Origin of the sequence: Paenibacillus sp. EKM301P (assembly GCF_011800295.1) — a bacterium.
Lineage (GTDB): Bacteria > Bacillota > Bacilli > Paenibacillales > Paenibacillaceae > Paenibacillus > Paenibacillus polymyxa.
The window spans coordinates 1133001-1157075 of sequence record NZ_JAALFM010000001.1; the positions used below are offsets into that span (position 1 = coordinate 1133001).

Below are 24075 nucleotides of genomic sequence, written 5' to 3' on the forward strand. Positions count from 1 at the left end.
CTCCCACTTTCCTAAAAATAATATTTGTTTACACGCAGCATACCGGATAATTGATCAGACGGCTTAGGCCGCCTAATCAACTAATCCGAAACACATAGAGTTTATTTTATCGTAATTATACCATCTTCGCCAGCCTTCAATACTCCAGTTTTGTTTAAAGTTACCGAAGATCCTTCTGGAAGGTTGGTAAAAATGACAGGTGAGATGATGGATTTAGCGTTTGCCTTCACGTATTCCAGGTCTACTTTCATAATAGGCTGGCCGGCTGACACAAGATCGCCTTCGTTCACCAAAACGTCAAATCCTTGACCTTTAAGCTTCACTGTATTCACCCCGATATGAACAAGCACTTCTTTACCACCATCGGATTGAATACCAACCGCATGCTTGCTTGGGAATACATTAAATACTTTACCATAAACAGGAGAAACAATGGTTCCATCATTTGGCACAACTGCAAATCCATCACCTGTCATGCGTTCTGCAAAGACCGGATCGGGAACGGTCGAGATGTCAACCAATTCACCGTTTACTGGCATCACGATATCTTCCACAACGATTGTTTGCTTTTGTTCTCCGGCTTCCTTTTCCTCTTGTGGAGCTGGTTCTGAAGGAGCAGGTGCAGGTGTACGTCCTGCCATGATATCAGCCATTTGGGTTTTAATTGTATCGGAACGGGTACCGAAGATCGCCTGTACATTGTTACCAACTTCAAGGACACCTGAAGCGCCAAGTTGTTTCAGACGAGCTTTATCCACGTTTGATTTTTCATTAACTTCGATCCGAAGACGTGTAATACATGCATCCAGATGCTTGATATTCGATGAACCACCGAAAGCAGCCAAAATGTTATGTGGAAGCTCGTCACTGCTACCGCTTGCTGCACCCTCCACATTATCTGTAGCTTCTTCACGTCCTGGTGTCTTCAAGTTGAATTTCCGTATGATGAATCGGAATCCGAAGTAGTAAATAACCGCCAAAATCAGACCGACGATAATTACATACCACCATGGCGTACGGGTTGGAATAATCCCGAATATCAGGAAGTCAATAAATCCACCTGAGAACGTCATACCGATTTTAACATTCAAAATTTGCATCGTCATAAATGACAAACCTGCAAATACACAGTGTACTGCAAACAGCAATGGAGCTACGAACAGGAAGGAAAATTCCAGTGGCTCCGTAATACCTGTCAGGAACGAAGTCAAGGCAGCTGAACCCATGATACCTGCTACATATTTTTTGTGTTCCGGTCTTGCTTCATGATACATCGCAAGTGCTGCTGCCGGTAATCCGAACATCATGAATGGGAACTTACCTACTTGGAACGTACTTGCTGTCAGTGCCACGCCGTCGCGAAGCTGATTGAAGAAGATCTGCTGGTCACCGTGAATGGTTTGACCTGCTTTGTTAACATATTCACCAAACTCAAACCAGAACGGTGAGTACCAGATGTGATGCAAACCAAACGGAATGAGCGCACGTTCGATAACCCCGAACAGGAACGCAGACAAAGTCGGGTTGGAATACACCATAAAGTGAGATACTGCGTTAAGCCCTTGTTGAACTGGGGGCCAGATCAAAACCAGTGCCAGTCCGACAATCAGTGAAGATACTGCCGTTGCAATTGGAACGAAGCGCTTACCCGCAAAAAAGCCCAGGTACGAAGGAAGCTCGATTTTGAAAAATCGGTTGTACATAGCAGCGGCCAGTATACCGATGATAATCCCGCCGAACACCCCGGTTTGAAGTGTAGGAATACCCAACACATTCGCATAACCCGGTACTTTTTGAGCAATCAGACCAGGTGTAACACCTACAGCTGTACCCAGCGTAATGTTCATTACGAGGTAACCGATGATCGCAGCCAAACCTGCTACACCTTCGCCGCCCGCCAGACCGACGGCTACGCCGACTGCAAACAACAGCGCCAGATTATCAAAAACAATTTGTCCGGCGTTCATCATGATTGTCGCTACCGATTGAACCCAGCCCGCATTTAACGCAGGGATGTACTGGAGAAAATCAGGATTGACCAGCATGTTGCCGATACCCAATAAAAGCCCCGCAGCTGGCAAAATGGCTACTGGAAGCATTAACGCTTTACCGACACGCTGTAAAACGCCGAAAAGCTTTTTGAACATACCTTCCACATCCTTCTCTGATATTTAGAACAGAGGCAAAACAACAAAAAAGGCATGAGCCGATTTAAGTATGTTTGAACACAACCTTGGGATATAGCATACCCCAGTAGGCTGTAAACAATCATAACTTAAAACAACTCATGCCTGATCGAATCAGTAACACGTTAAAATGTTTAGTTGTTGTCTTCCTCATTGCAAAATTGATTATAGCACCACGCTAAATGCGAGGCAATACTTTTTTATTCGGGCTTTATCACAGTTTGTTGCTCTCCCTGCTCCTTGCGTTGGGACAAACGCTGCAGATGCATCGTCAAATAGCTAACTTCAGCTGGATACACCGGTTTACGTAGCCTTTTCTCCATAATCTTCGTAAGTTTCCAGGCCAGCATATACATTTCTGGATATTCTTCATTCAAAAGCTTGTCCAATCGGTAAATCTCCTGCACAATTTCTCCTCGTCGTACACGTTCAATCGCAAATCTCAGATGAGTCAGCAGACGAGAATAATCAAGGGATTGGAGAGGAATTCGGTAATCCAGTGTCGTCTCGACGACCTGAACCATGTCGGCAATCAGACGAGAATCCTTCCTAACCTCGGAGATATGTTGGTTCGTCATAGCACTATAAATATGCAGAGCTACGAATCCGATTTCATCTTCTCCCAGATCTACATTCATCTTATCCCTGATTAAAGCAACAGCCTGCTCAGCCATCTTGTATTCCTGAGGATATATTTCCCTAGTCTCATACAAAAACGGATTATGAATCGTAATTCCCTGTTTATGACGGTTGATGGAAAAAGCGATATGGTCAGTTAAAGCAATCAAAATATGCTCATTTAGAGGCTTCTTTGCTTGAAGTTGAACAAGATGAAGTACCTCACCGATGACCTCGATGAGCTTTTCATCCAGCTCAGGAAGCAACCGTTTGTATTGCTCCTGTTCTTCATGGCTTTTTAATATAAATAATTTTTCAACTGAATCCAACGGCATAAGATCGCCGGGTCTGCGATTGAAACCGATTCCTTTTCCAATCACGACAACCTCATCATGCTCGGGATGCATCCCTATAATCACATTGTTATTCAGCGCTTTGGCCACTTTTAGGCTGCTCACATCCGCACCTCTTTTATCAGAACCTTGATCCTAAGAATTATAGCATGAAGCTCAGAGGAATCCACGTTAAAGTACCAAATATTCCGCTAAAGGTCAATAAAAAGAAAACGCTTTTCATCACAATTTCTAGGAAATGCTGTGATGAAAAGCGGTCTTTTGGGGGCTAAGAATCTGCTCCCGAAGGCTTATCGTTATTCTTTATCCGTTAGTGTCACCTCAACCGAGGCTGGATTGTGCAGCTTGTTCGCATCAACGGAGGACGGTACGGAATGAAGACCATTTTTTCCAGTGGTTAGTCCCTTGATCAACTGCTCTACATCAATACCGGATACACTCTTAAGCATCTCAGGAGCCGTCGCCATCAGTTCGGTGACATAATTGCTGACACGCGTTGCTCCTTCCCCTTTCCCCGTATCCACAACAGTCAGTTTATCAATGGATGCAATCGGTTCGGCAATACGTCCGGCCAGATCCGGCAGCATTTTCACGATAATATCGAGCACGGCGGCCTCTCCGAACTTCTGAAACGCCTCCGCCAGTTTTTCCTTGGCCTCAGCTTCCGCGAGACCACGCAAACGGATGACATCTGCATCGGCTGTACCTTTGGCCCGTTCTGCATCCGCTTCTGCTTGCCCGTTTAGACGTTTTTGTTCAGCTGACGCTTTAGCCTGTGTTTCAATCGAGTATTGCAGCGATTCCGCCTCACGCATTTTACGCGATTTGTCAGCTTCCGCCGCTTGTTCTACTGCGTACCGATCGGCTTCCGCCTTCTTTTTCACTTCCGCATCATATTGCTTTTCACGTACCTGTATTTCCTTGGCTTGAATATCAATCTCCCGTTCCTTACGTACCAACTCGACTTTCATCTGTTCTTCGACGGCAGTCTGCTTGGCACGGGCCTCCTGAATGTGATAAGCCTGATCGGCTTCTGCTCTGGCAGTATCCTGTTCTTTCTTAAACGAAGCCACCTTCAGTTCCTTCTCCTTGGCTGCCTCGGCAATATTCGTATCCCGCAACAGCTCGGCCTTCTGTCCTTCCTGTTCTGCTTGCGCCTTCTGAATTCGGGCATCCCGCACTGCCTCGGCTTCTGCAATCTCTGCATCCCTTTTCACAGCAGCAATTCTCGGCTTACCAAGCGCATCCAGATACCCATGTTTATCGCGCACGTCTTTGATGGTGAATGAAACGATCTGCAAGCCCATCTTTTTCAGATCGCGTGCAGCCACGCCCTGTACTTCCTGCGCAAACCGATCCCGATTACGATATACTTCCTCTACCGTCATGGAGCCGAGGATTGCCCGCAAATGTCCCTCCAGCACTTCTTGAGCCTCTCCTCTAAGCGCTTCCAGCGGCTTTCCGATGAACTGCTCGGCTGCTGTGGCTACATCCTCAATGGAACTGCCAACCTTGATGATCGCCACACCATCCGCAATCACGGGTACTCCTTGCTCTGTATATACTTCCGGTGTAGTTACGTCCAATTTGTGAGACAACAGAGAGATAAATTCGGACTGCTGGAAAATAGGCCAAATGAAAGCGCCCCCACCACGTACAATTTTAATCTTGCGACCAGAATCATCCTCGGAAATATTTTTATTTCCCAGAAAAGAACCTGTCACAATCATTCCTTCATCCGGTCCTACCGTTTTGTAACGGGCCCAAAAAGCAATCCCTAATATGACGATAACAATGACAACAATTCCAGGGATCAACACAATATCTTGCAAACTTGACACTCCCGATCACGCTCCCTTCAAGTTAAGCGAATGCGCCGTCTATGTGTCCAGGTACGCTACGCGGACGACGCCCTCTGCGACCTCAACCACGACAATACGGGTTCCCGCAGCTAGCGGTTTGTGATCAAAGCTAGATGCTGTATGTATGGTGTTGCCTGCACCCAAGCGGATCATAACTTCCCCGTAACCAACCTCAGGTACAGGAATGGTGACCTCACCGATTCTGCCAGTTAGTTCACGCATTGAGAAGCCACTGGATACCTCTGAATTCGCCATAGGCTTGATAAACGCAAAAAACACTAGCACTCCAATCACAAGTGCAATCCCTAAAGCAAGCACAACGACCCAGCCCATGGTCAGCCCAGTATACTTTGTCAGTAGTACTCCAGCCCCGCCAAAAGCAGTCATAGCCCCAAGTAGAACGACAGGTCTGAACCAATCAAGGCCCGGCAGTTCTAACGCCCCATCCAGCCAGCTACCGAGTACATCCCCGATCAACACGCTAACCAAGGTAAAGATTGCCCCTCCTGCCAATAACCACCAAAATAAGGTTTCCATGCGACTCCTCCTTCCATGCACCTTTTCAGTCTGGTTTCCAGTCTATAACTATGTTTACGTATTCAACCTTAAAAAGTTTCAAAATTTACCTCCTATATTCCAAATTAAACCCAAAAAAGCACGTTCGTACGTCTAATGACGCACAAACGTGCCTATTATGCTCCAACCGCTGTTTACAGGGATGCTTTGTAAATTTCGACTACATCTTCGCGATTGAGCTTGTTAAAGCCACCGAAAGGTCCGAATTTCACAGCTTTATCAGCCATTACATCAATTTGGGACGCATCAATATCGTAATCAGCCAGACGGCTTGGTGCACCAATCGAGCTCCAGAAATCACGCAACGCTTGAATACCTTCCAACGCTACTTCTTCATCACTCTTACCTTCTGGGTTTACATGGAACACATTCACAGCCAGCTGTTTGAAGCGTTCAGGCTTCACATGCAGGTTATGTTTCATCCAGTTCGGGAACAGAATAGCCAGTCCTCCACCATGCGGAATATCATAAACAGCAGACACAGCATGCTCAATATTGTGAGTAGCCCAGTCACCTGTCAGCCCCATGTTCAGGAAGCCGTTCAGTGCCATCGTACCACAATACATAATGGTTTCACGCAGCTCGTAGTTTTCCAGATCGTTAACCAGTCCCGGCGCCGCATCTATGACCGTACGCAAAATCGTTTCACACCAGCCCAGTTGAACCGGAGTATTGGATTCCAAATGGAAATAATGCTCGAGCGTATGTGACATCATATCCACAATTCCGTAAACCGTTTGATTTTGTGGCAGAGAGTATGTGTTCACCGGATCAAGAATGGAAAACGCAGGAAACGCATGTACGCTACCCCAGCCCAATTTTTCCTGAGTTTTTTCGTTTGTAATAACAGAACCTGCGTTCATCTCAGAGCCGGTTGCAGCCATGGTCAGAACCGTACCTAATGGCAAGGCTGCTTTGGGAGCCGCTTTACGCTCTGCAAAATCCCACATGTCCCCATCATATTTTGCACCGACAGCAATAGCTTTGGAGCAATCCAGTACACTACCACCGCCCACAGCCAGTACAAGGTCGATTTGATTTGTTTTACACAATTCAACACCCTTATGTACCGTAGACAAGCGAGGATTTGGTTCTACACCCGCCAGTTCTGTTACCTCTGCACCAATTTCACCAAGCAATTTTATTACATTATCGTACAAACCGCTGCGCTTAATGCTGCCGCCGCCATATACAAGTAGTACACGTTTTCCATATTTAGGAACTTCACGCTTGAGAGCCTCCAATTGTCCTTTACCGAAGATCAATTGTGTAGGATTATAAAATTCGAATGCTTTCATCGCAAACGTTCGCCTCCAATAATTCTAAAGTTTAATGTTAAGAAACTACTCTATTATAACCTTTATGGTTACAGGAAACAAATTGCTTTATTTTCAGAAAAAAAACCATACCCCTTAAGGAGTATGGTTACATTTCACATCTTGGGAGGGTTCTCGTATTGTATTATGTGGCAACATAAGCAACTTTATTCTCCCAAGGTATAGCCCAATTGTTTCATAAAACGGCCAAACGCTTGCTGACCGGATGGATTCCGTTTATACACTCCTGCGTGCTCTAAAATTTCACTGAATTTCAGTCCAACCTCATTTTGTACGGTACGAACAGCCGTCTCCTTATCAGACAGGCGACCGAACCGGGTATTCAACTGGTAAATCCAGTCTGCATGCTTAAACAGTGGATGTCCTTCCTGCTGCATAGCCACGGCCAATTCGTCGTCCCCACACAAGATATCAGCAATTCCATCCAGCTCATCCTTGAGTCGACCTGGTAAGATGGCAAGCCCCATCACCTCGATCAGACCGATATTTTCCTTTTTGATATGATGCATCTCGCGATGGGGATGGAAAATACCTTCCGGATATTCTTCACTCGTTCGATTGTTCCGCAGTACGAGATCCATCTGATATCTTCCTTCAGAATCCCGGCGCACAATCGGCGTTACTGTATTATGCGGAATCGTTTCCCCCTCCAGCTCGGTATGAGAGAGAACGTCTACCGATGGATCACTATAACCCTTCCAGGCTTCAAAAGCAGCATTCCCCGCCTCCAACAGTGCGTCGGGATCTGTTGACGTAAAACGAATGACCGACATCGGCCAGTTTACAATACCTGCCGTAACCTGCGGAAACTCTTCATTATGGTATACGCCGTCCACACCCGCTTTTTCAATTGGGAATGTATGACGACCACCCTGAAAATGATCATGAGTTAGGATAGACCCTCCGACAATAGGCAGATCCGCATTAGAGCCAATGAAATAATGCGGAAACGCTTTCGTAAAGGCCAGCAACCGCCGCAGCGTATCCTTTGTAAGCTTCATGGGTACATGATCATGATGGAACACAATGCAATGCTCGTTGTAATACACATAAGGTGAATATTGAAAAAACCACGGTTCCCTATTCAATTCGACCGGAATAATACGCAAATTTTGGCGGGACGGATGGTTTACCCTCCCGGCATATCCAACGTTTTCACGGCACAATTGACATTTGGGGTAAACAGGCGGCGGTAAAAGCTTCGCCATTGCAATTTCCTTGGGACTTTTTTCTGGCTTGGACAAATTAATCGTAATTTCCATATCTCCGTAAGGCGTTGACTGATTCCAGTACACATTGCTGGCCACCCGATCCATTCGAATGTAGTTCGAATCGATGGATAATTGATAAAAAGCATCTGTAGCCGCTTCTATACCACGTTCAGCCTCCGTTTGATGAAAGTCACGGATGACTTCAGACGGTCTCGCCATTAGCTGGCCCATGATTTTGGAATCCAGCAAATCACGATACGTATCCGTGTTTTCAGGGATAAGCCCTATGGCAAAACCATAATCTATCAATACATTAAGCACAGGCTGGAGAGCTTCGGGGGCAATAATGCCCCCTGCTTCCCCACCGGAATAAGGCTCCGAAAACCCGAACTGCTCCAATAGCAGATTACGACTGTAATCCGTATCTTGCAGACCAATCAAGCCCTTCTTATGTGCGAATGCAACCAGTTGCTCCACCGCATATAGAGCCGATTGCTGTACAGTTTCGTCGATGTCATGGGCCAGGTGCCGGGAAAGTTCCCGGTCTTGGCCTTTATCTACAGATTGGCGCTCGCTCATATGTCATCGTCTCCCGTCTATTCGTCGCCGTAGCCTTGAGGGTGCGACTGATGCCATCCCCATGCTCCGCTAATAATATCCTCCAGTTGGGTACGTTTTGGACTCCAGCCCAGCACCGAACGGGCCTTGTCAGAAGATGCAACCAATATTGCTGGATCGCCTGCACGGCGGGGTTCTGTCACAACTGGAATGTCGAGTCCAGTAACCTTGCGTGCCGTTTCAATAACTTCCTTCACAGAGAAGCCCTGCCCGTTGCCCAGATTGAATATGTTGCTGTCATTACCTTCACGCAAGTAATTCACTGCGCGCACATGAGCATCCGCCAAATCACTTACATGAATGTAATCACGGACACACGTACCATCAGGTGTCGCATAATCCTCACCAAACACAGCGATATGTGGACGCTGTTTTAATGCTGTCTGGAGCACCAATGGGATCAGATGGCTTTCTGGTCGGTGATCTTCACCGATTTTGCCGCTCTCATGGGCACCAGCCGCATTAAAATACCGTAAAGACACGTATTTGATGCCTAATACTTTATCAAACCAGGACATCATGCGCTCCATCATCAGCTTTGTTTCACCATACACGTTAGTTGGCTCAGTACGGTCACCTTCTTCAATCGGCACCTTTTCCGGTTCGCCATAGGTAGCGGCAGTCGAGGAAAATACGATCTTGCTTACGCCGGCATCTTTCATCGCCTCCAGCAAGCTCAACGTACCAAATACATTGTTGTCATAATACTTTCCGGGATTTTGCATGCTTTCCCCAACCAGCGAGTTGGCTGCAAAATGAATAACAGCGTCGATTTTATTTTCAGAGAACAGTTTGGACAGAAGTTCTTTATCTCTCAAATCACCTTCATACAACTTGCCTCCAAGTAATGCTCCTTTGTGTCCGGTTTGCAAGTTATCCAGCACAACAACTTCTTCTCCCAGATCCAACAGTTCTGCTACGGTATGTGAACCGATATATCCAGCTCCACCTGTGACTAAAATGGCCATGTTATTCGTCCTCCTTCAGTTCTTTAACTCCGTCTCCTGCCTTGCATACATAAAAGCTGGCTTCCAGCCCTGTACGGGTCTGATAAGCTTCGCCGACTTCCTTCACAAAACGTTCCACATCGTCCTCATGAACCAATGAAACCGTACAACCTCCAAACCCAGCCCCTGTCATGCGAGCACCCAGCGTGCCAGGAATGCGTCGTGCTTCTTCCACCATAACATCCAGCTCGGTGCAGCTGACCTCATACAGGTCACGTAATGAATCGTGAGAAGCGTTCATTAACTGACCGAAAGCTGCAAGTTCATTCGCCGCGAGAGCTTCGACAGAAGCCAGCACACGAGCGTTTTCCTCCACCACATGCCGTGCCCGGCGGCGAACTGTTTCATCTGCAATATGATGCTGGAGCTCTCCAAACCGAGCCTCATCCAGCTGTGCAAGGTATTCCAATGACGACTCCTGCTGCTGCAAAATGGACAGTGCTTCCGCACACTGACTGCGACGCTCGTTATAGGCTGAATCCACCAAACCGCGGCGCTTATTTGTATTGCCGATCACAAGCTTATAAGCTCCCGTGCGGAATGGCACTTTACGGTACTCCAGCGTATCACACATCAGCAGAATTGCATGATCAGCCGCTCCGTTCGCTACAGCGAACTGATCCATAATGCCGCAATTGACACCCACGTAATTGTTTTCTGCCCGCTGGGACAACAAAGCGATTTCGACAGTGTCGGTTTTCTGCTTTTCGGTAGTCAAGAAAGCGTAGCCTGTCACGACCTCAATCGAGGCTGAGGAGGATAATCCAGCTCCGTTCGGTATTTCTCCATGATAGAGCAGATCGTATCCGCTAGAAGGATACACTCCCTTTTGAGCCAACTCCACCAGCACACCCACCGGATAATCCACCCACTCATCCGTTTTGCTTTTACCTATCTCTCCGCGGGGGATAGACACTTCGTACGACAGGTTTGTCGAAGCAAAATGAATTTGGTCATCATTGCGCGCACGAAGGATCAGCGTCGTACCAAATTCCAGCGCAGCCGGGAGTACATAACCACCATTATAGTCGATATGCTCTCCAATCAGATTGACGCGCCCAGGTGCATGAAATATCAGCAGTTCATTGCTGCTTTCACCATATTTTTCAATAAAATGTTTCTTTAATTCAGTAGAGTCCATATCCGCATCCACCTCATTCACCGTTAGTAAAAGTCCCCCTGATTTCCCTGTAATATCTTAATCAGGTTGACATCTCTTATGATTTCAGTATAAATGAAAGCGTCACACAATGTAATGCATCCATGTGTTTAAGCTATGGATAAATGTGACTTGGACATGTACAATGTAAGTATACCGCATCCGCTAAACTATCCACAAATGCAGGAAGGATGACTCTATTTTGCAAGCGCATTCATATAGTTATGCTGTCGCCTCTAATCCGGTGTTTTATGAAAATAGCCCGCTGCATGTGCTTTTTGCAGGAGAGAGCCAGACCAAATCCGGTCATGCTGTGGGGCCGAAAATCTATGATTACTATCTGCTCCACTTTGTAGAGTCGGGCAAAGGCATCTTTCGAACAGAACAGCACACATATCAGCTTAAAAAAAACGATTTTTTCCTTATTCATCCCGGTCAGCTGGTGAGCTATACCTCTGATGAAGAGGAACCGTGGCGCTATCGTTGGTCTGCCTTTACCGGACACCATACGGAGCAGGTGGTGCAAGAGGCAGGACTGCGTGTTCATCAGCCTGTTTTCCATGCTGCTGATCAAAGTCCTATTCCCGGTTATCTGGAACAAATGCAATTGGCCTTTTACAGCAGAAAATCTAGCTCTCATCTCTCAGCCTTGGGCTACTTGTACCTAATTATGGGGGAAGCAAGTAATTACCTGAGTGACTGGACTGATCCGTCTGGGGCGGATTCGCAAATTCGACGTACAGTCAAGCAGATGGTTCAATACATGTCCACTCAGTACGCACACCCCGTTTCCATTGAGCAAATGTCTGAAGGACTTGGTTATAACCGTGCATACTTATCACGGATATTCAAAAAAGAAACGGGCATCTCCCCCGTCACCTATTTGCTTAAACTACGGATCGACAAATCACGTCAACTGCTGCGTGAACGTCCTGAGCTGTCGGTCGAGCAAGTGGCTGCATCTGTAGGTTTAACCGATGCTTTATACTTCTCACGTCAATTCAAACGTTTCTGTGGTCAGTCTCCAACCGAGTACCGGAGCAAGGTTAAGCAGTATCCTCAGTTGTAAAGTAAGCTTTAGCAGGTTTCCCTAGCTCCCTGCCAATAACAAACAGCCCGCATCCTTCAAGCGAATGCGGGCTGTTAAGTATATATCGTATAAGAGAATGTGAAATTAGGTCAATGACTCCGAAATGCCTTTTGTCATTAGGCTGTGCCGCTGTCTTGTCCGTTCCCGGCATTTAGAATCGAATCAATCCGGTCCAGCTCTTCCTGTGAAAACTCCAGATTGGATAAGGCTTCAACATTCTCTTCGATTTGGCTTACACGGCTAGCCCCAATCAGGACAGAGGTCAGACGTTCACCGCGTAGAGCCCATGCCAGTGAGAATTGAGCCAAACTTTGTCCACGTGCAGCAGCCATCTGGTTCAAGGCGCGCACCTTGCGAAGAGTTTCAGGCGTCACATGGTTCTCATTCAGGAAAACCGATGTGCTTGCTGCACGTGAATCCTCGGGAATTCCGTTCAAATATTTATTGGTCAGCAGTCCCTGAGCCAGTGGACAAAAGGCAATGCTGCCTATCCCGTTTTCGTCCAGTACATCTTGTAATCCATTTTCAATCCAGCGGTCAAGCAGAGAGTATCTCGGCTGATGGATCAACATCGGTGTGCCAAGCTCCTTCAAAATACGAGCTGCTTCTGCCGTTTGCTCTGCACTATAATTAGACACACCCACATACAGCGCTTTACCGGAACGTACGATATGATCCAGTGCTCCCATCGTTTCTTCCAGGGGCGTATTCGGATCGAAGCGGTGAGAGTAGAATATATCGACATAGTCCAGCCCCATTCGCTTCAGACTCTGATCCAGACTGGATATCATATACTTGCGAGATCCCCAGTCACCATATGGACCTTCCCACATATGGTAGCCTGCTTTGGTGGAGATAACCAATTCATCCCGGTACGGCTTCATATCACTGGCTAACACTTGTCCGAAAAATTCCTCAGCTGAACCCGCAGGAGGACCATAGTTATTAGCTAAATCAAAATGCGTAATGCCCAGATCAAAGGAGCGAGTAATCATGCTGCGACCATTCTCCGCGTTGTTAATCCCGCCAAAATTGTGCCACAAGCCCAGCGAAATAGCGGGCAGCTTAAGACCTGATCTCCCTGTACGGTTATATTTCATACTTTCATAACGATCTTCGCCAGCTAAATAAACCATGCTATCACAGCCTCTCTCGAAACATTGTTATGTCCATCACAACATCATCATAGCGCTTTTATCCGGGCGTTGACAAGAAAACGATTACAAGCCCAATTGATGAGCAAGTTTTTCCATAACTTTACCGATCGGTTCAGTGATCAAAAGATCCGCCTTGTGATCATATGAAGTGGGGTCTGTATTCAGCAGCACTGTATGTTTACCGCGAAAATAAGCAATCAAGCCTGCCGCAGGGTGAACTGTCAGTGACGTTCCTCCAATTAACAGCAGATCTGCTTGAGAAATGGCCTGAATGGATTGAATAAGGGTATCTTGATTCAACTCTTCCTCATATAAAACGACATCCGGTTTGATCATTCCTCCATCTACCGGACATTTAGGTACAACCTCGGAACTGTTCATCACTTCATTTAGATCGTAAAAGCGACCGCATTCCATACAGTAGTTGCGATGTACCGAGCCGTGAAGCTCCAGTACATTCATACTTCCTGCAGCCTGGTGTAATCCGTCAATATTTTGCGTCACAACCGCTTTAAGACGGCCTTGCTTTTCCAAAGACGCGAGGAAATGATGACAGCCGTTCGGCTTCGCATCGGGATGCAGCATTTTGCTGCGATAGAAACCGAAGAATACCTCAGGATGCTTCACAAAAAAAGAGCGGCTAAGCATAACCTCGGGAGAATAAGGTAATTTTTCCTCGCTCTGATACAAGCCTGCTGCTGAACGAAAATCTGGAATACCACTTTCCGTCGATGTCCCTGCTCCGCCGAAAAAAACAATATTCTGCGATTGCTGTATCCAATCCGCCAACGTATTAACTTTCATGCTCTACGCACCTCCAGCTCTTTATATCCACGAACCACCTTATCCGCATCCAGCAAATGACCGGAACGCTCCGGTTCCGGCGCAAATCCAATGGCTAGCCGTACTCCGGCACGCTTGCCCATCTGCATATCCCCATTACTGTCTCCGATCACTACCACGTCCGCTGGCGACAGTCCTAGTAACGCGCAAGCTTTTTCAGCCATTTCCGGGTCAGGCTTACCGTATGTAACCCTATCATGTCCGATGATCTCGTCAAAATAGGATGTCAGCCCCATCCACTCCAGATGCTCTTGTGCAGCCTCTGTACTGTCAGAGGTCACAACCGCCAGCTTCAATCCGGCACGGCGACTCTGCTCCAATAAGGTCCGCAACCCCGGAAACACCTTCGCTGCCCGATGTCGGCGGACGTCAGCCATCGCTGTTTTATTAAATTCGCGGACAAGCCGCACAGCTTCATTCCACGGGACACCGGCAGTATAAAGCTGCCAAGCCAGCACACCTGTACTTTCATCCACCGTCCCCATTGCCAGCGGACCAGAAGGATCGTAACCGATCACACGTCCCTCCTGATCGTGAACAGTGCCTAGAATGTTGCCTTTTTCCATCGTAAAACCAGCTCCCGCCACGACAAGATGCTGCTCCATCATATCCAGTATAGAACGAGCCCAAGGACCCCACAACTGAATAAAATCCAGTAGTGTGCCATCTTTATCGAATAAGATGCCACGGCATGAATATCGCTTCCCCTGCACGATCAGCTCAGACATGCATCACACCTCCTTTACGGGTTCTTAGAAGCTGAATCTACACTCTCTTTCATCCAGTCCTGTAAAGCCGTTACCGTCTGATTCCATTGCTCAACGGCGCTAATTTTCGCAGGATTATCCCCTTTCTGGGCACCGTAACTGCCAAATTGGGCATGGTTCCCCCCTTCGACTGTAAAATACAGCGTGTTGGCAGGTAAATAAGTTCTCCCACTTTGGACATTTTTCATCTGGATGACTCCATCATCACTTCCTAGTAGAGAAATCACTGGCAGATTTTTATCCTTTAAATTACCCTTGTTATCCGGGTAGGAAGCAAGGAAAAATACACCTTTAACCTGATCAGGATGTGCAGCTGCATATCGGGCCGCCATCACACCACCTAACGAATGTCCGCCAATAACAAAGACTTCCTTCGGGTACGCCTTTAGCACTTCATTCGCCAAATCCGGTGAGATCAATGCAAGGTTCAGTGGCATTTTTACAATAATCACATGATGACCCTTTTCTGCCAGACGGCGTGCCAAGGGCGCATAGCTTTCGGGTTTAACCAACGCTCCTGGGTACAAAATGACTCCTGATCCACTTCTTTTGGCAGGCTCAAAACTTAACCAATGCTCTTGCTCATTTACTTTCACAGTATCCGCTATTTCGGCTAATGCAGCAGCAGCCGTCTCGTCAGGCTGATAAGGCGTAAATACCTTCCATGCTCCCCAACCCACGATTAGCACGATGACAATTAGGATGCCTAAAAGAATTTTCCATATTTTCCGAGATCCGCGTGTTCCATAGGAGTTGTATGATCTTCTTGTTCTTCTTCTCATCGTATAAGTTCCTTTCGACTTTCGTACCTCGTGATTCGTAACTTGAATCTAAATGGTGTCGCTGTATTTGTTAGCATAACTATAACCTTGTTAGGGTAACATCGTTGCCTGTACAGGGTCAAATTAGCACACGTTTCCAGACATAAGCCCATCTTTATTCCGTGTTCAAGCTTTCGCCACATAAAAAGGACATGATAACGCTTACTATTGTGAATAAAATCACAATGTTACAATCCAGAGTATCGTACCTTGTTCCATGTAAAGAATTATTTTTTAAATAGTTTAGTCGGCAGAAGCCGTTCGGAGGGAAACACATGACGACAAGCCATGATGTACAAGGGGAAAGCTTTTTTCTCAATTTGCGATTTCTGTTGATTATATGCGTATTTGCAGGAAACGCCCTGGAGCCATTAGTCGGTTCACTTCATCTTGCCCAACAATGGTTCAGCTGGATATTCATGTTTCATATGCCGTTGTTTGTACTCGTTACAGGCTACTTTGCCAAAACCACTTTGACGGGTCTCGCAGGACAAAAGGTTCTGCTTCAGATCGGTATGCAATATCTGATTTTCCAATCCCTTTATTCAATTTTGGATATCGTAATCTTTCACGTTCCCCATATCCATCATTCTTTTTTTGCTCCTTATCTGCTGCTTTGGTTCCTTGCCAGCCACATCTGCTGGAGACTGCTGATGCTATCTTTTCAGAAAATACCACCAGTCTTCCAACTGGGCATATCCGTGCTACTGGGTATCCTTGTCGGATATCTCCCCGTAGACGGTATATGGCTAAGCGTATGCAGAACCTTTGTTTATTTGCCTTACTTTGTAGCAGGTTATCATTTGAATTATGCCGACGTTCGACGCTTCTTCACAACACCTGTCCGTATCATCGCTGGTATTGTATCTCTTTTACTTATGGTACTGGCGGGAACGTCGTATTTTGGCATCCCGGCAGGCTGGCTATATGGCAACATGACTTATGGTGAACTGGGCCATACCGAATGGTACGCAGGGATTTACCGTATCGGCATTTATGGAGTTCAATGGATAGCATCTATGGCGTTTCTAAGCTTTGTTCCAGCCGTCACAGGACGTATAACCGAGATGGGACGACGTACATTATATGTCTTTTTGCTGCATGGCTTAATCGTCCGTTCCGTTGTTGCAAAGGGGGTCTACGAGTATATAGATACTCCTGTGGAAGTCATGTTGATTCTAGTGTGCGCCACAGGTCTGTGCTGTCTGTTGACCATGCCTTGGGTTCGAACTGCAACACGGCCTCTGATTGAGCCACAGGTAGAGTGGATGTTGAAGCCCGCTCCTTATCTTTTTAGACGGTCTGCGTAACTTTTTATCCATTGATATTTCACAATCAGGACGCGACAACCCACTTACAGACGAGAATGGAAGTGGGTCTCCCCCTCTTTACTTCGCGCATAGTGCCTGTTTCATACAGGCAAGATGTGGTAAGTAAATGATACGCGCAACAAAAAACAACTTTTTAATAAGGAGTGATTTGTAATGGCACGTAATCAAAATCAGGGTAAAATGAGTCGCGAAGAAGCAGGCCGTATGGGTGGGGAAGCTACCTCCAAGAAGCACAATAAGGAATTTTATCAGGAGATTGGCAAGAAAGGCGGACAAGCAACCGCAAACTCACATGATAAAGAGTTTTATCAGGAAATCGGCAAAAAGGGCGGCGATGCTACAGCTGAGTCGCATGACAAAAATTTCTACAGAGACATCGGTCGTAAAGGTGGCAGAAATTAAAATATAGTTTCATATTCCACCCTCCTTTAACATAAAAACAAGCCTGAGCCCATCCGTTTTATAGCGGAATGGGCTTTTCCTATTTATCCGATAGGCTAATATATCAGGATATCAGAGTTTTGAAGAATCCAATTCAAATCCTTACAGATGCAATATATAGATAAATAAAACTGTTCCTATCTATATATTGTTGCTTACAGAACACTTCTATACTTTTTTCAAAATCCTCATATATGTAGAAATATGCGCACAACTATGATAGACTCTTTAGAAAACATCTGCGCTATTACGGCGTTCAATTGAATGCCATACCATTTTTATACTTTGGGGGGAAACCAGCATCATGACAGCTAAGACGAAAATGCGTTCCGATATGATTAAAAAAGGCTTTGACCGCGCTCCTCACCGCAGCTTGCTGCGCGCAGCGGGTGTCAAAGAAGAAGATTTTGACAAACCGTTTATTGCGGTATGCAACTCGTATATTGACATCGTACCGGGCCACGTCCATTTGCAGGAATTTGGCAAAATTGTCAAGCAGGCCATTCGTGAAGCAGGCGGTGTACCTTTCGAATTTAACACTATTGGTGTAGATGACGGCATTGCCATGGGACACATCGGTATGCGTTATTCTCTGCCAAGTCGTGAAATTATTGCAGACTCTTTGGAAACTGTCGTTTCCGCTCACTGGTTTGACGGCATGGTATGTATTCCTAACTGCGATAAAATTACCCCTGGTATGATGATGGGGGCATTGCGTGTTAACATTCCGACTATTTTCGTCAGCGGCGGTCCTATGAAAGCTGGTAAAGATAAGAACGGACGCTCTATTTCCCTGACTTCCGTCTTCGAAGGTGTAGGTGCATTCCAGGCTGGCAAAATCGATGATCAAAGTTTGCTTGAGCTAGAACAATATGGCTGTCCAACCTGCGGCTCCTGTTCAGGAATGTTCACAGCGAATTCTATGAACTGTCTCGCAGAAGCGATGGGACTCGCTATGCCAGGTAACGGTACCATTCTCGCCGTAGCAGAAGAACGCAAAGAATTCGTCAAACAATCTGCACGCCAATTGATGGAATTGATTAAGCTTGATCTCAAACCACGTGATATCGTGACTAAAGAAGCCATTGATAATGCATTTGCACTGGATATGGCAATGGGTGGTTCTACGAATACCGTATTGCATACATTGGCACTTGCCCATGAAGCTGAGGTTGACTACCCTATCGAACGCATCAATGAAGTCGCGAACCGTGTACCTCATTTGTCCAAATTGGCACCTGCTTCCGACTATCACATTGAGGATGTTCATAATGCAGGTGGCGTAAGCGCAGTGCTGAATGAGCTATTGAAGAAACCGGGCGCATTGCATGGTGACTGTATTACTGTAACTGGGAAAACCCTTCGTGAAAACGTAGAGGGTCAGGAAATTTTGGACACTAACGTCATCCACAAATTGGACAACCCTTATTCCGAGCGCGGCGGTCTAGCTGTATTATTCGGCAATTTGGCACCACAAGGCTCCATTATTAAAGTCGGTGCGGTTGATCCTTCTGTTGGCGGTTATCACAAAGGCCCTGCCATCTGCTTTGATTCACAGGAAGATGCACTGGCTGGCATCGCTAACGGTAAAATTGCCGAAGGACATGTTGTTGTTATTCGTTATGAAGGTCCTAAGGGCGGACCTGGTATGCCTGAAATGCTCGCTCCGACTTCACAAATCGTGGGCATGGGGCTTGGTGCCAAGGTTGGTCTGATTACAGACGGACGATTCTCAGGTGCTTCCCGTGGTATCTCCATCGGTCATATTTCCCCCGAAGCAGCAGAAGGCGGACCTATCGCTTTTGTTGAGGACGGCGATATCATTGAGCTGGACCTGAACAATCGTAAGATTGAGCTTCACATTACGGACGAAGAATTCGACCGTCGTCGTGCCAACTGGAAAGGCTTCGAGCCGAAAGTGAAGACAGGCTACCTGGCGCGTTATTCCAAGCTGGTGACGAACGCAAGTAACGGCGGAATTATGAAAATCTAAGTGCTTTGCCAAGATAGATTATTGTATGAACCACTAAAAAGCCTCTCGACTCCTACAAAGGATCGAGAGGCTTTTTTTATTAGGTCAACTGCTTGATCCTGTATCCGCTGTTTGTGAAGCCCTGATCGAAGTATGCATAGGCTCCCCTTCTTCGGTCATTTCACTGTTGAGTGTATGAACCACATCCCTTTGATCAGTTGGATCAAAAGCCTGGTCTGCCCGGTGCGAATCCCCCGGTTGAAAACGTTCAAACAAGGTATCAATGGGCATCACGATTAGTTTCGGTACCATGACCTCTTTTTTTTCACTCAATTGTTCTGAACCCGAAGGATGGATGACACGAAATAACAGCTTTAAATATACAGTAGATGCATGCTTAAACAGTCCTTGGGGAAGCTCCTGAATTTGAAAGCCTAATTTTTCAGGCCCTCGATGAATCATACTTACTGCATAGATCGCCTTTACACCCTTCATACCAGAATCATGTACAACCCGTTGGGTAAGATCAGGCAGTTGTCTTTTCACAACCCGAATCAATTGAATCGCTAGATGTACCAAGGACTTTGCCGTCGCTCCCAATTGAAACAACATTTTATTGTCAAAATGAAGCTCAATTATGGGGTCCCCCTTTTCCAGCCACCTACCGTTCTCCATGTTAATATTGGGTCCATGATAGATACGGCGACGATAATAAAAGATCGTGTTATTCTTGCTAACAGGACGAAGGCGGAACAAGGCGTGAAAAAGGCGCTCGTATTGTAGCCATCCGAATACCATCGTTTTTTTCATCCAATCTGTACTGGACAAGCAGGAGACAGTGGAATGATAGCCAGATTGACGGCAAAACAATGTATCCACGCGGACACTGCGTAATTGCCGTTCCTGGGCGACCCTCAATAGCTTCTCTAGCGCAATGAGCATATTCTGTGGCGCTTCTGCGTCTGCCCCCAATGTCGTACCACAGTCATGGAGCAGCATCACCTCGCCACCCCTCAGCTTTTTGAGCATTCTTTCTGCTAATTGTTTCGCTCCAATGCTGGCCTTCCAGTCACCAAACATAGAGGACCATAATACGATTCGACGACCATTGTTTTTGGAAATATCAAAAAAGTTCACAATCCCCCAAGGTGGACGATAAAAGGTCGTTCCTTCGCCAGTTACTCGACGAATGACTGACTCTGTCTGGGCAATTTGTCTTCTAACAGTAACAGGCCGCATAAGCCAATTCGATTTGTGCACATAATTGTGAATACCGATTAGATGACCTTCATCATGCATGCGCTTCAGAAGCTCAGGGTGTTTTTCGGCATTCAACCCTACAACAAAAAAAGTAGCCTTGGCATCAAAACGCTTGAGTAAATCGAGCAACTGTGGTGTATAGACTGGATCAGGACCATCATCAAAGGTTAGTGCATATTCTTGGTCACTTTTTCCACGCCTAAACACCCGGAAACCAAATATACGACTCACCAGCGCCGGAATAAAAGCATAAAAAGTTGAAATGTAAAACATCCATAACAGCAAAGTCTGCACGTTTTATCCCCACTTTTCTATTCTGAACTTCCAAGCAGGCCTCCTGAGGAAAACTCACTTACTTATATGTTATCACAATGATGTAAGCATGCCGAGATTTTGCCATTGCTACTGGTCAGCATTGAGATTCAATTTAGTGTACAATAAATAAAAATCTTAAAGGAGTCGTTGTATACATATGCTTCCATTGTACAAAAAATATTGGCGTACTGTTTTTGATATCGGTCTGATCGTATTAACCGTGTATTTAATTATGTTCGTATCCAGCAAACTGTATCAGCTAGCCGCACCTGTGTTCCTTTCATTCGTCGTGTTTTGGTGCATTGAACCTGCTGCCCGTTATTTTCATCGCAAAGGCATGAAAAAGCCTTTTGCCTCCGCACTCTCCGTATTGCTGTTTATCATCTTATTAATGGCTATTTTTTTCGGATTGGGCCTGATCCTGGTTACTCAATTTACAAAAGTCGCGCAAAACCTCCCACATTATACCCAGATTATCCAAACGGAATTCACGCGGATTCTTCATCTTTCTCAAGATAAAATTGCTGCCTTGCCTCCGGGTGTTACCGAACGTGTAAATGATTATTTTGCGACTGCTACCACCATTGCTACGAAATGGGCACAGCTAGGGTTATCTTTTTTCATTCAATTTCTCAGCTCCTTCACTGTTTTTATGGGCAACTTTGCGGTTGCCATCATTTTAGCGTTCTTTTTGAGTATGGAAATTAATCTCTGGAAAGGAATTGCCCGCAGTAAAACACCGAAGACACTAAAAACGGCGTACCTTTTTCTAAAAAATCATGTACTTAAAGCCATTTCCGCCTTTCTCAAGGCTCAAGCCTTACTGGTAGGAATTACCTTTGTGCTCGTATTTATAGGTTTACTCATTTTGCAAGTAGATAATGCCCTATCGTTGGCGCTCGTAGCAGCTTTGTTTGATATTCTGCCGTTGTTGGGTGTGCCTGTTATCTTTATTCCGTGGGCAGTGTATTTGTTCATCACGGGGAATACCGGCTTGGCTGTAGGCTTGCTTATTGTCATGGCTGTCACCGTGATTGTGCGCCAGTTGGCGGAGCCCAAAATTACTGGTAATTCCATCGGCGTCTCATCTGCCTATCTAATGCTTTCCTTTGCCATTATATCGTTATCCATCTTCGGATTGGCCGGATTAATCCTATCCCCCATTCTGATCATTTTGCTCAAGGAATTGTGGCAGCAAGGTTATTTGCAGCAATGGATTCGGTTTCCGACTGAGGAATTTGACGAGCCTCCTTTTATCGTCAAAATTCAGGAGGAAGAGCGTGAAGCTACTCGCAGGACTCAAGAGGATTGAGCTAGCAGATCCATGACTTGGCCGAACAGTGCTGTGGCCTGATTTGCAGCATGCGTTGAAGCATTTTGCACAAGAACGGCAACCGCATAACGTGGCCGCTCTATCGGACCGTAACCAATAAACCACTGGTGATTTATGGGGCGACCGTTTTTTAAAGCTTGGGCCGTACCCGATTTACCGGCCAGCTTCCAGGTTTTGTTACACAAGGAGGCACCTGTACCGTGTGTCACAACTTGTTCCATTGCTTCACGAAGCGTATGAGCCGTGGATGTGCGAATCGAGCGGCTGCCTTGGGGTAAAGGAGCAGCGTGAGCAGGTAGCTCCAGCAAGGTGCTTCCGTCTGCGTAGCTGACGCGTTTTACGATGCGCGGTGCATGTACTTGACCATCGTGCAGCAAGGTGACGATGAGGTTAGCTGCTTGGAGAGGCGTCACCAGCACATCACGCTGGCCGATAGCTGTCTGCACACGTACGCCTGGATCAGATGCATTTGTATGGGAGCCGAATACGGCTCCCTTTTCTTCGTGATCCATCGGTCTGAATTGAGCTAGCCCTGCCAGATCCCGGTCCTGCCAGCCCACGGTTCGACTCAATCCTAGTGCAGAGGCTGCGGCCTGAATTTGCTCGGCGTTAAGCCGTTCGCCGAGATGGGCGAACACACTATTACAGGATACGGCAAGCCCTTCCTCCAGGTTCAGGGTTCCGTGTCCTTCTTTTTTCCAGCATGACAAGCCGTACTTGCCATAGGCTCCATGACAATGAAATTGCTCCTGCGGTTGAACCACACCTGATTCAAGTGCAGCCGCAGCCGTAACCAACTTAAAAATTGAACCAGGCGTTACTGCTTTGAGAGCACGATTAGACCAGTCTGTTTTCTGCTGCGGATCAACATGAGCGGGATTATAGAAAGGACGAGACACCATCGCCATCACATCCGCGTTACCTGCATCAAGCACAACGACTGCTCCTTCTGCCAAGTGGTTAGATTCTGTCAGCTTCTCAATCTGTTCCTGCAACGGGAGATCAATTGTAGTCTGCACCTGTAATGGATAGTGACTATTGGATGGAGCACTGACACGAAGCGGGACATGAGTCAATGGACGACGTTGGGCATCTACAAACCGAGAGACGAATGTCTCACCAACGCCGCTTAGCAGCGGCTCTAGCGTTCTTTCCAGGCCAGCTGCCCCCATCGGCAGTTCACTTGCTCGTTCACCACGTTCATACATAAAACCAAGCCATTGTCTGCCATTGGGCAAGTCCCTATAACGTTGCGCATACGGTACAAGCTCTATGAGCGAAGGGGCTAACTTCAGCAGTCTGCCCGCTTCATTCGGATGGATTTGTACAGGCTCTCCACGTCCATCCCTCCATATGAGCGGAGATTGCAGTCCCTTCCATTGCGTCAACAGTTGCCCTTTACTCGTATGCAATAACTTGGCCAGCTCCTGTCCATGCGAAGCTGCTCGGCCATCTACATCGGGAAAAAGCACTGGCGTCCATACGACTCCTCCAGTCAAGGGCTGCCCGTGTCGGTCCGTAAACTGTCCACGCCCAGTATCAATAGCGATTCCTTCCTGTCGCTGACGTACTGACATTTCTTTAAGCGAATGCCCCCCATAAAATGACAAATGAATACCTGCTGTTCCCTGAATCCAAGCCAGTCGGAAACATAAAATCAGTAGCGATACCATGATCCCCAGGGCTATATATGCAATTCGACGTTGACGAATGAAACTGCTATGACGCCTAGACACATCCATCCTCCTTTCATCATTTTTCCAGTAGTATGTCCGGTGATGGAAAAAGAAAACCCACTCAACATGTAATGTTGAATGG

General features: G+C 46.6%; 19 protein-coding genes. 5 read left to right on the forward strand and 14 right to left on the reverse strand.

The annotated features are described in order from the left end of the window. Positions 1 to 101 precede the first annotated feature (101 nt). The 8 genes from ptsG to HFD99_RS05070 all read right to left on the reverse strand — a co-directional run bounded on the left by ptsG (position 102) and on the right by HFD99_RS05070 (position 10909). On the reverse strand, positions 102 to 2147 hold the full coding sequence (ptsG, locus tag HFD99_RS05035) for a glucose-specific PTS transporter subunit IIBC (protein WP_016819061.1): 2046 nt from the start codon (positions 2145 to 2147) through the stop codon (positions 102 to 104). Positions 2148 to 2386: 239 nt separating this feature from the next. After that, positions 2387 to 3262, reverse strand: coding sequence for a glucose PTS transporter transcription antiterminator GlcT (gene glcT / locus HFD99_RS05040; RefSeq protein ID WP_090889850.1), 876 nt, complete (start codon positions 3260 to 3262; stop codon positions 2387 to 2389). 191 nt (positions 3263 to 3453) lie between these two features. Further along, positions 3454 to 4989: a flotillin family protein gene (locus HFD99_RS05045; RefSeq protein ID WP_090889853.1), complete on the reverse strand. Its 1536-nt coding sequence runs from the start codon at positions 4987 to 4989 to the stop codon at positions 3454 to 3456. A 48-nt stretch (positions 4990 to 5037) separates the two neighbouring features. Next, positions 5038 to 5556, reverse strand: a complete 519-nt coding sequence (locus HFD99_RS05050; protein WP_031462051.1) for a hypothetical protein — start codon at positions 5554 to 5556, stop codon at positions 5038 to 5040. Positions 5557 to 5729: 173 nt separating this feature from the next. Beyond that, complete coding sequence (locus HFD99_RS05055; protein ID WP_016819065.1) at positions 5730 to 6893, reverse strand: iron-containing alcohol dehydrogenase; 1164 nt, start codon at positions 6891 to 6893, stop codon at positions 5730 to 5732. Positions 6894 to 7078: 185 nt separating this feature from the next. Next, entirely contained in the window at positions 7079 to 8722 is a 1644-nt protein-coding gene (locus HFD99_RS05060; RefSeq protein ID WP_017426738.1) for a UDP-glucose--hexose-1-phosphate uridylyltransferase, read from the reverse strand. A 17-nt stretch (positions 8723 to 8739) separates the two neighbouring features. Further along, a complete protein-coding gene (galE, locus tag HFD99_RS05065; protein WP_016819067.1) occupies positions 8740 to 9729 on the reverse strand; it encodes a UDP-glucose 4-epimerase GalE in 990 nt (329 codons plus the stop codon). A gap of 1 nt (position 9730) precedes the next feature. Beyond that, positions 9731 to 10909, reverse strand: a complete 1179-nt coding sequence (locus tag HFD99_RS05070; protein ID WP_045244585.1) for a galactokinase — start codon at positions 10907 to 10909, stop codon at positions 9731 to 9733. A 220-nt stretch (positions 10910 to 11129) separates the two neighbouring features. Here HFD99_RS05070 and HFD99_RS05075 point away from each other — a divergent pair, with 220 nt between their 5' ends. Further along, a complete protein-coding gene (locus tag HFD99_RS05075; protein ID WP_017426736.1) occupies positions 11130 to 11996 on the forward strand; it encodes an AraC family transcriptional regulator in 867 nt (288 codons plus the stop codon). A 137-nt stretch (positions 11997 to 12133) separates the two neighbouring features. On the opposite strand, the gene mgrA is transcribed toward HFD99_RS05075, so the two are convergent. From mgrA to HFD99_RS05095, 4 genes are all read right to left on the reverse strand, one after another. After that, the gene (mgrA, locus tag HFD99_RS05080; protein ID WP_017426735.1) at positions 12134 to 13153 is read right to left on the reverse strand and encodes an L-glyceraldehyde 3-phosphate reductase; all 1020 of its coding nucleotides are present in this window, start codon (positions 13151 to 13153) and stop codon (positions 12134 to 12136) included. Between the two features lie 84 nt (positions 13154 to 13237). Then, a complete protein-coding gene (locus HFD99_RS05085) occupies positions 13238 to 13978 on the reverse strand; it encodes an NAD-dependent protein deacylase (RefSeq protein WP_017426734.1) in 741 nt (246 codons plus the stop codon). Next, on the reverse strand, positions 13975 to 14745 hold the full coding sequence (locus tag HFD99_RS05090) for an HAD family hydrolase (protein ID WP_017426733.1): 771 nt from the start codon (positions 14743 to 14745) through the stop codon (positions 13975 to 13977). Before HFD99_RS05090 ends, HFD99_RS05085 begins: the two co-directional genes overlap by 4 nt. Before the next feature lie 14 nt (positions 14746 to 14759). Further along, a complete protein-coding gene (locus tag HFD99_RS05095) occupies positions 14760 to 15566 on the reverse strand; it encodes an alpha/beta fold hydrolase (protein ID WP_017426732.1) in 807 nt (268 codons plus the stop codon). Between the two features lie 314 nt (positions 15567 to 15880). On the opposite strand from HFD99_RS05095, the gene HFD99_RS05100 reads away from it, so the two are divergent. The 3 genes from HFD99_RS05100 (at position 15881) to ilvD (ending at position 19370) form a co-directional block, all read left to right on the forward strand. Next, positions 15881 to 16915, forward strand: a complete 1035-nt coding sequence (locus HFD99_RS05100; protein ID WP_017426731.1) for an acyltransferase family protein — start codon at positions 15881 to 15883, stop codon at positions 16913 to 16915. Between the two features lie 174 nt (positions 16916 to 17089). Then, the gene (locus HFD99_RS05105) at positions 17090 to 17338 is read left to right on the forward strand and encodes a KGG domain-containing protein (RefSeq protein WP_013372595.1); all 249 of its coding nucleotides are present in this window, start codon (positions 17090 to 17092) and stop codon (positions 17336 to 17338) included. A gap of 343 nt (positions 17339 to 17681) precedes the next feature. Further along, positions 17682 to 19370, forward strand: coding sequence for a dihydroxy-acid dehydratase (gene ilvD / locus HFD99_RS05110; protein ID WP_016819075.1), 1689 nt, complete (start codon positions 17682 to 17684; stop codon positions 19368 to 19370). 84 nt (positions 19371 to 19454) lie between these two features. Here the strand turns inward: ilvD and HFD99_RS05115 are convergent, their stop codons facing one another. Further along, a complete protein-coding gene (locus tag HFD99_RS05115) occupies positions 19455 to 20903 on the reverse strand; it encodes a polysaccharide deacetylase family protein (protein ID WP_017426730.1) in 1449 nt (482 codons plus the stop codon). A 178-nt stretch (positions 20904 to 21081) separates the two neighbouring features. On the opposite strand from HFD99_RS05115, the gene HFD99_RS05120 reads away from it, so the two are divergent. Then, positions 21082 to 22236, forward strand: coding sequence for an AI-2E family transporter (locus tag HFD99_RS05120; RefSeq protein ID WP_016819077.1), 1155 nt, complete (start codon positions 21082 to 21084; stop codon positions 22234 to 22236). On the opposite strand, the gene HFD99_RS05125 is transcribed toward HFD99_RS05120, so the two are convergent. Next, the gene (locus HFD99_RS05125; RefSeq protein WP_017426729.1) at positions 22224 to 23999 is read right to left on the reverse strand and encodes a peptidoglycan D,D-transpeptidase FtsI family protein; all 1776 of its coding nucleotides are present in this window, start codon (positions 23997 to 23999) and stop codon (positions 22224 to 22226) included. The two genes, HFD99_RS05120 and HFD99_RS05125, sit on opposite strands and share 13 nt — an antisense overlap. Between the last annotated feature and the right edge of the window lie 76 nt (positions 24000 to 24075).

Bases quoted from the DNA above. Each gene is read 5' to 3' on its own strand.
- HFD99_RS05095 (WP_017426732.1), bottom strand. From the start codon at position 15,566: ATGAGAAGAAGAACAAGAAGATCATACAACTCCTATGGAACACGCGGA.
- HFD99_RS05105 (WP_013372595.1), top strand. From the start codon at position 17,090: ATGGCACGTAATCAAAATCAGGGTAAAATGAGTCGCGAAGAAGCAGGC.
- HFD99_RS05100 (WP_017426731.1), top strand. From the start codon at position 15,881: ATGACGACAAGCCATGATGTACAAGGGGAAAGCTTTTTTCTCAATTTG.
- HFD99_RS05070 (WP_045244585.1), bottom strand. From the start codon at position 10,909: ATGGACTCTACTGAATTAAAGAAACATTTTATTGAAAAATATGGTGAA.
- HFD99_RS05085 (WP_017426734.1), bottom strand. From the start codon at position 13,978: ATGAAAGTTAATACGTTGGCGGATTGGATACAGCAATCGCAGAATATT.
- galE (WP_016819067.1), bottom strand. From the start codon at position 9,729: ATGGCCATTTTAGTCACAGGTGGAGCTGGATATATCGGTTCACATACC.
- mgrA (WP_017426735.1), bottom strand. From the start codon at position 13,153: ATGGTTTATTTAGCTGGCGAAGATCGTTATGAAAGTATGAAATATAAC.
- ptsG (WP_016819061.1), bottom strand. From the start codon at position 2,147: ATGTTCAAAAAGCTTTTCGGCGTTTTACAGCGTGTCGGTAAAGCGTTA.
- HFD99_RS05125 (WP_017426729.1), bottom strand. From the start codon at position 23,999: ATGGATGTGTCTAGGCGTCATAGCAGTTTCATTCGTCAACGTCGAATT.
- HFD99_RS05055 (WP_016819065.1), bottom strand. From the start codon at position 6,893: ATGAAAGCATTCGAATTTTATAATCCTACACAATTGATCTTCGGTAAA.
- HFD99_RS05050 (WP_031462051.1), bottom strand. From the start codon at position 5,556: ATGGAAACCTTATTTTGGTGGTTATTGGCAGGAGGGGCAATCTTTACC.
- ilvD (WP_016819075.1), top strand. From the start codon at position 17,682: ATGACAGCTAAGACGAAAATGCGTTCCGATATGATTAAAAAAGGCTTT.
- HFD99_RS05090 (WP_017426733.1), bottom strand. From the start codon at position 14,745: ATGTCTGAGCTGATCGTGCAGGGGAAGCGATATTCATGCCGTGGCATC.
- HFD99_RS05060 (WP_017426738.1), bottom strand. From the start codon at position 8,722: ATGAGCGAGCGCCAATCTGTAGATAAAGGCCAAGACCGGGAACTTTCC.
- HFD99_RS05120 (WP_016819077.1), top strand. From the start codon at position 21,082: ATGCTTCCATTGTACAAAAAATATTGGCGTACTGTTTTTGATATCGGT.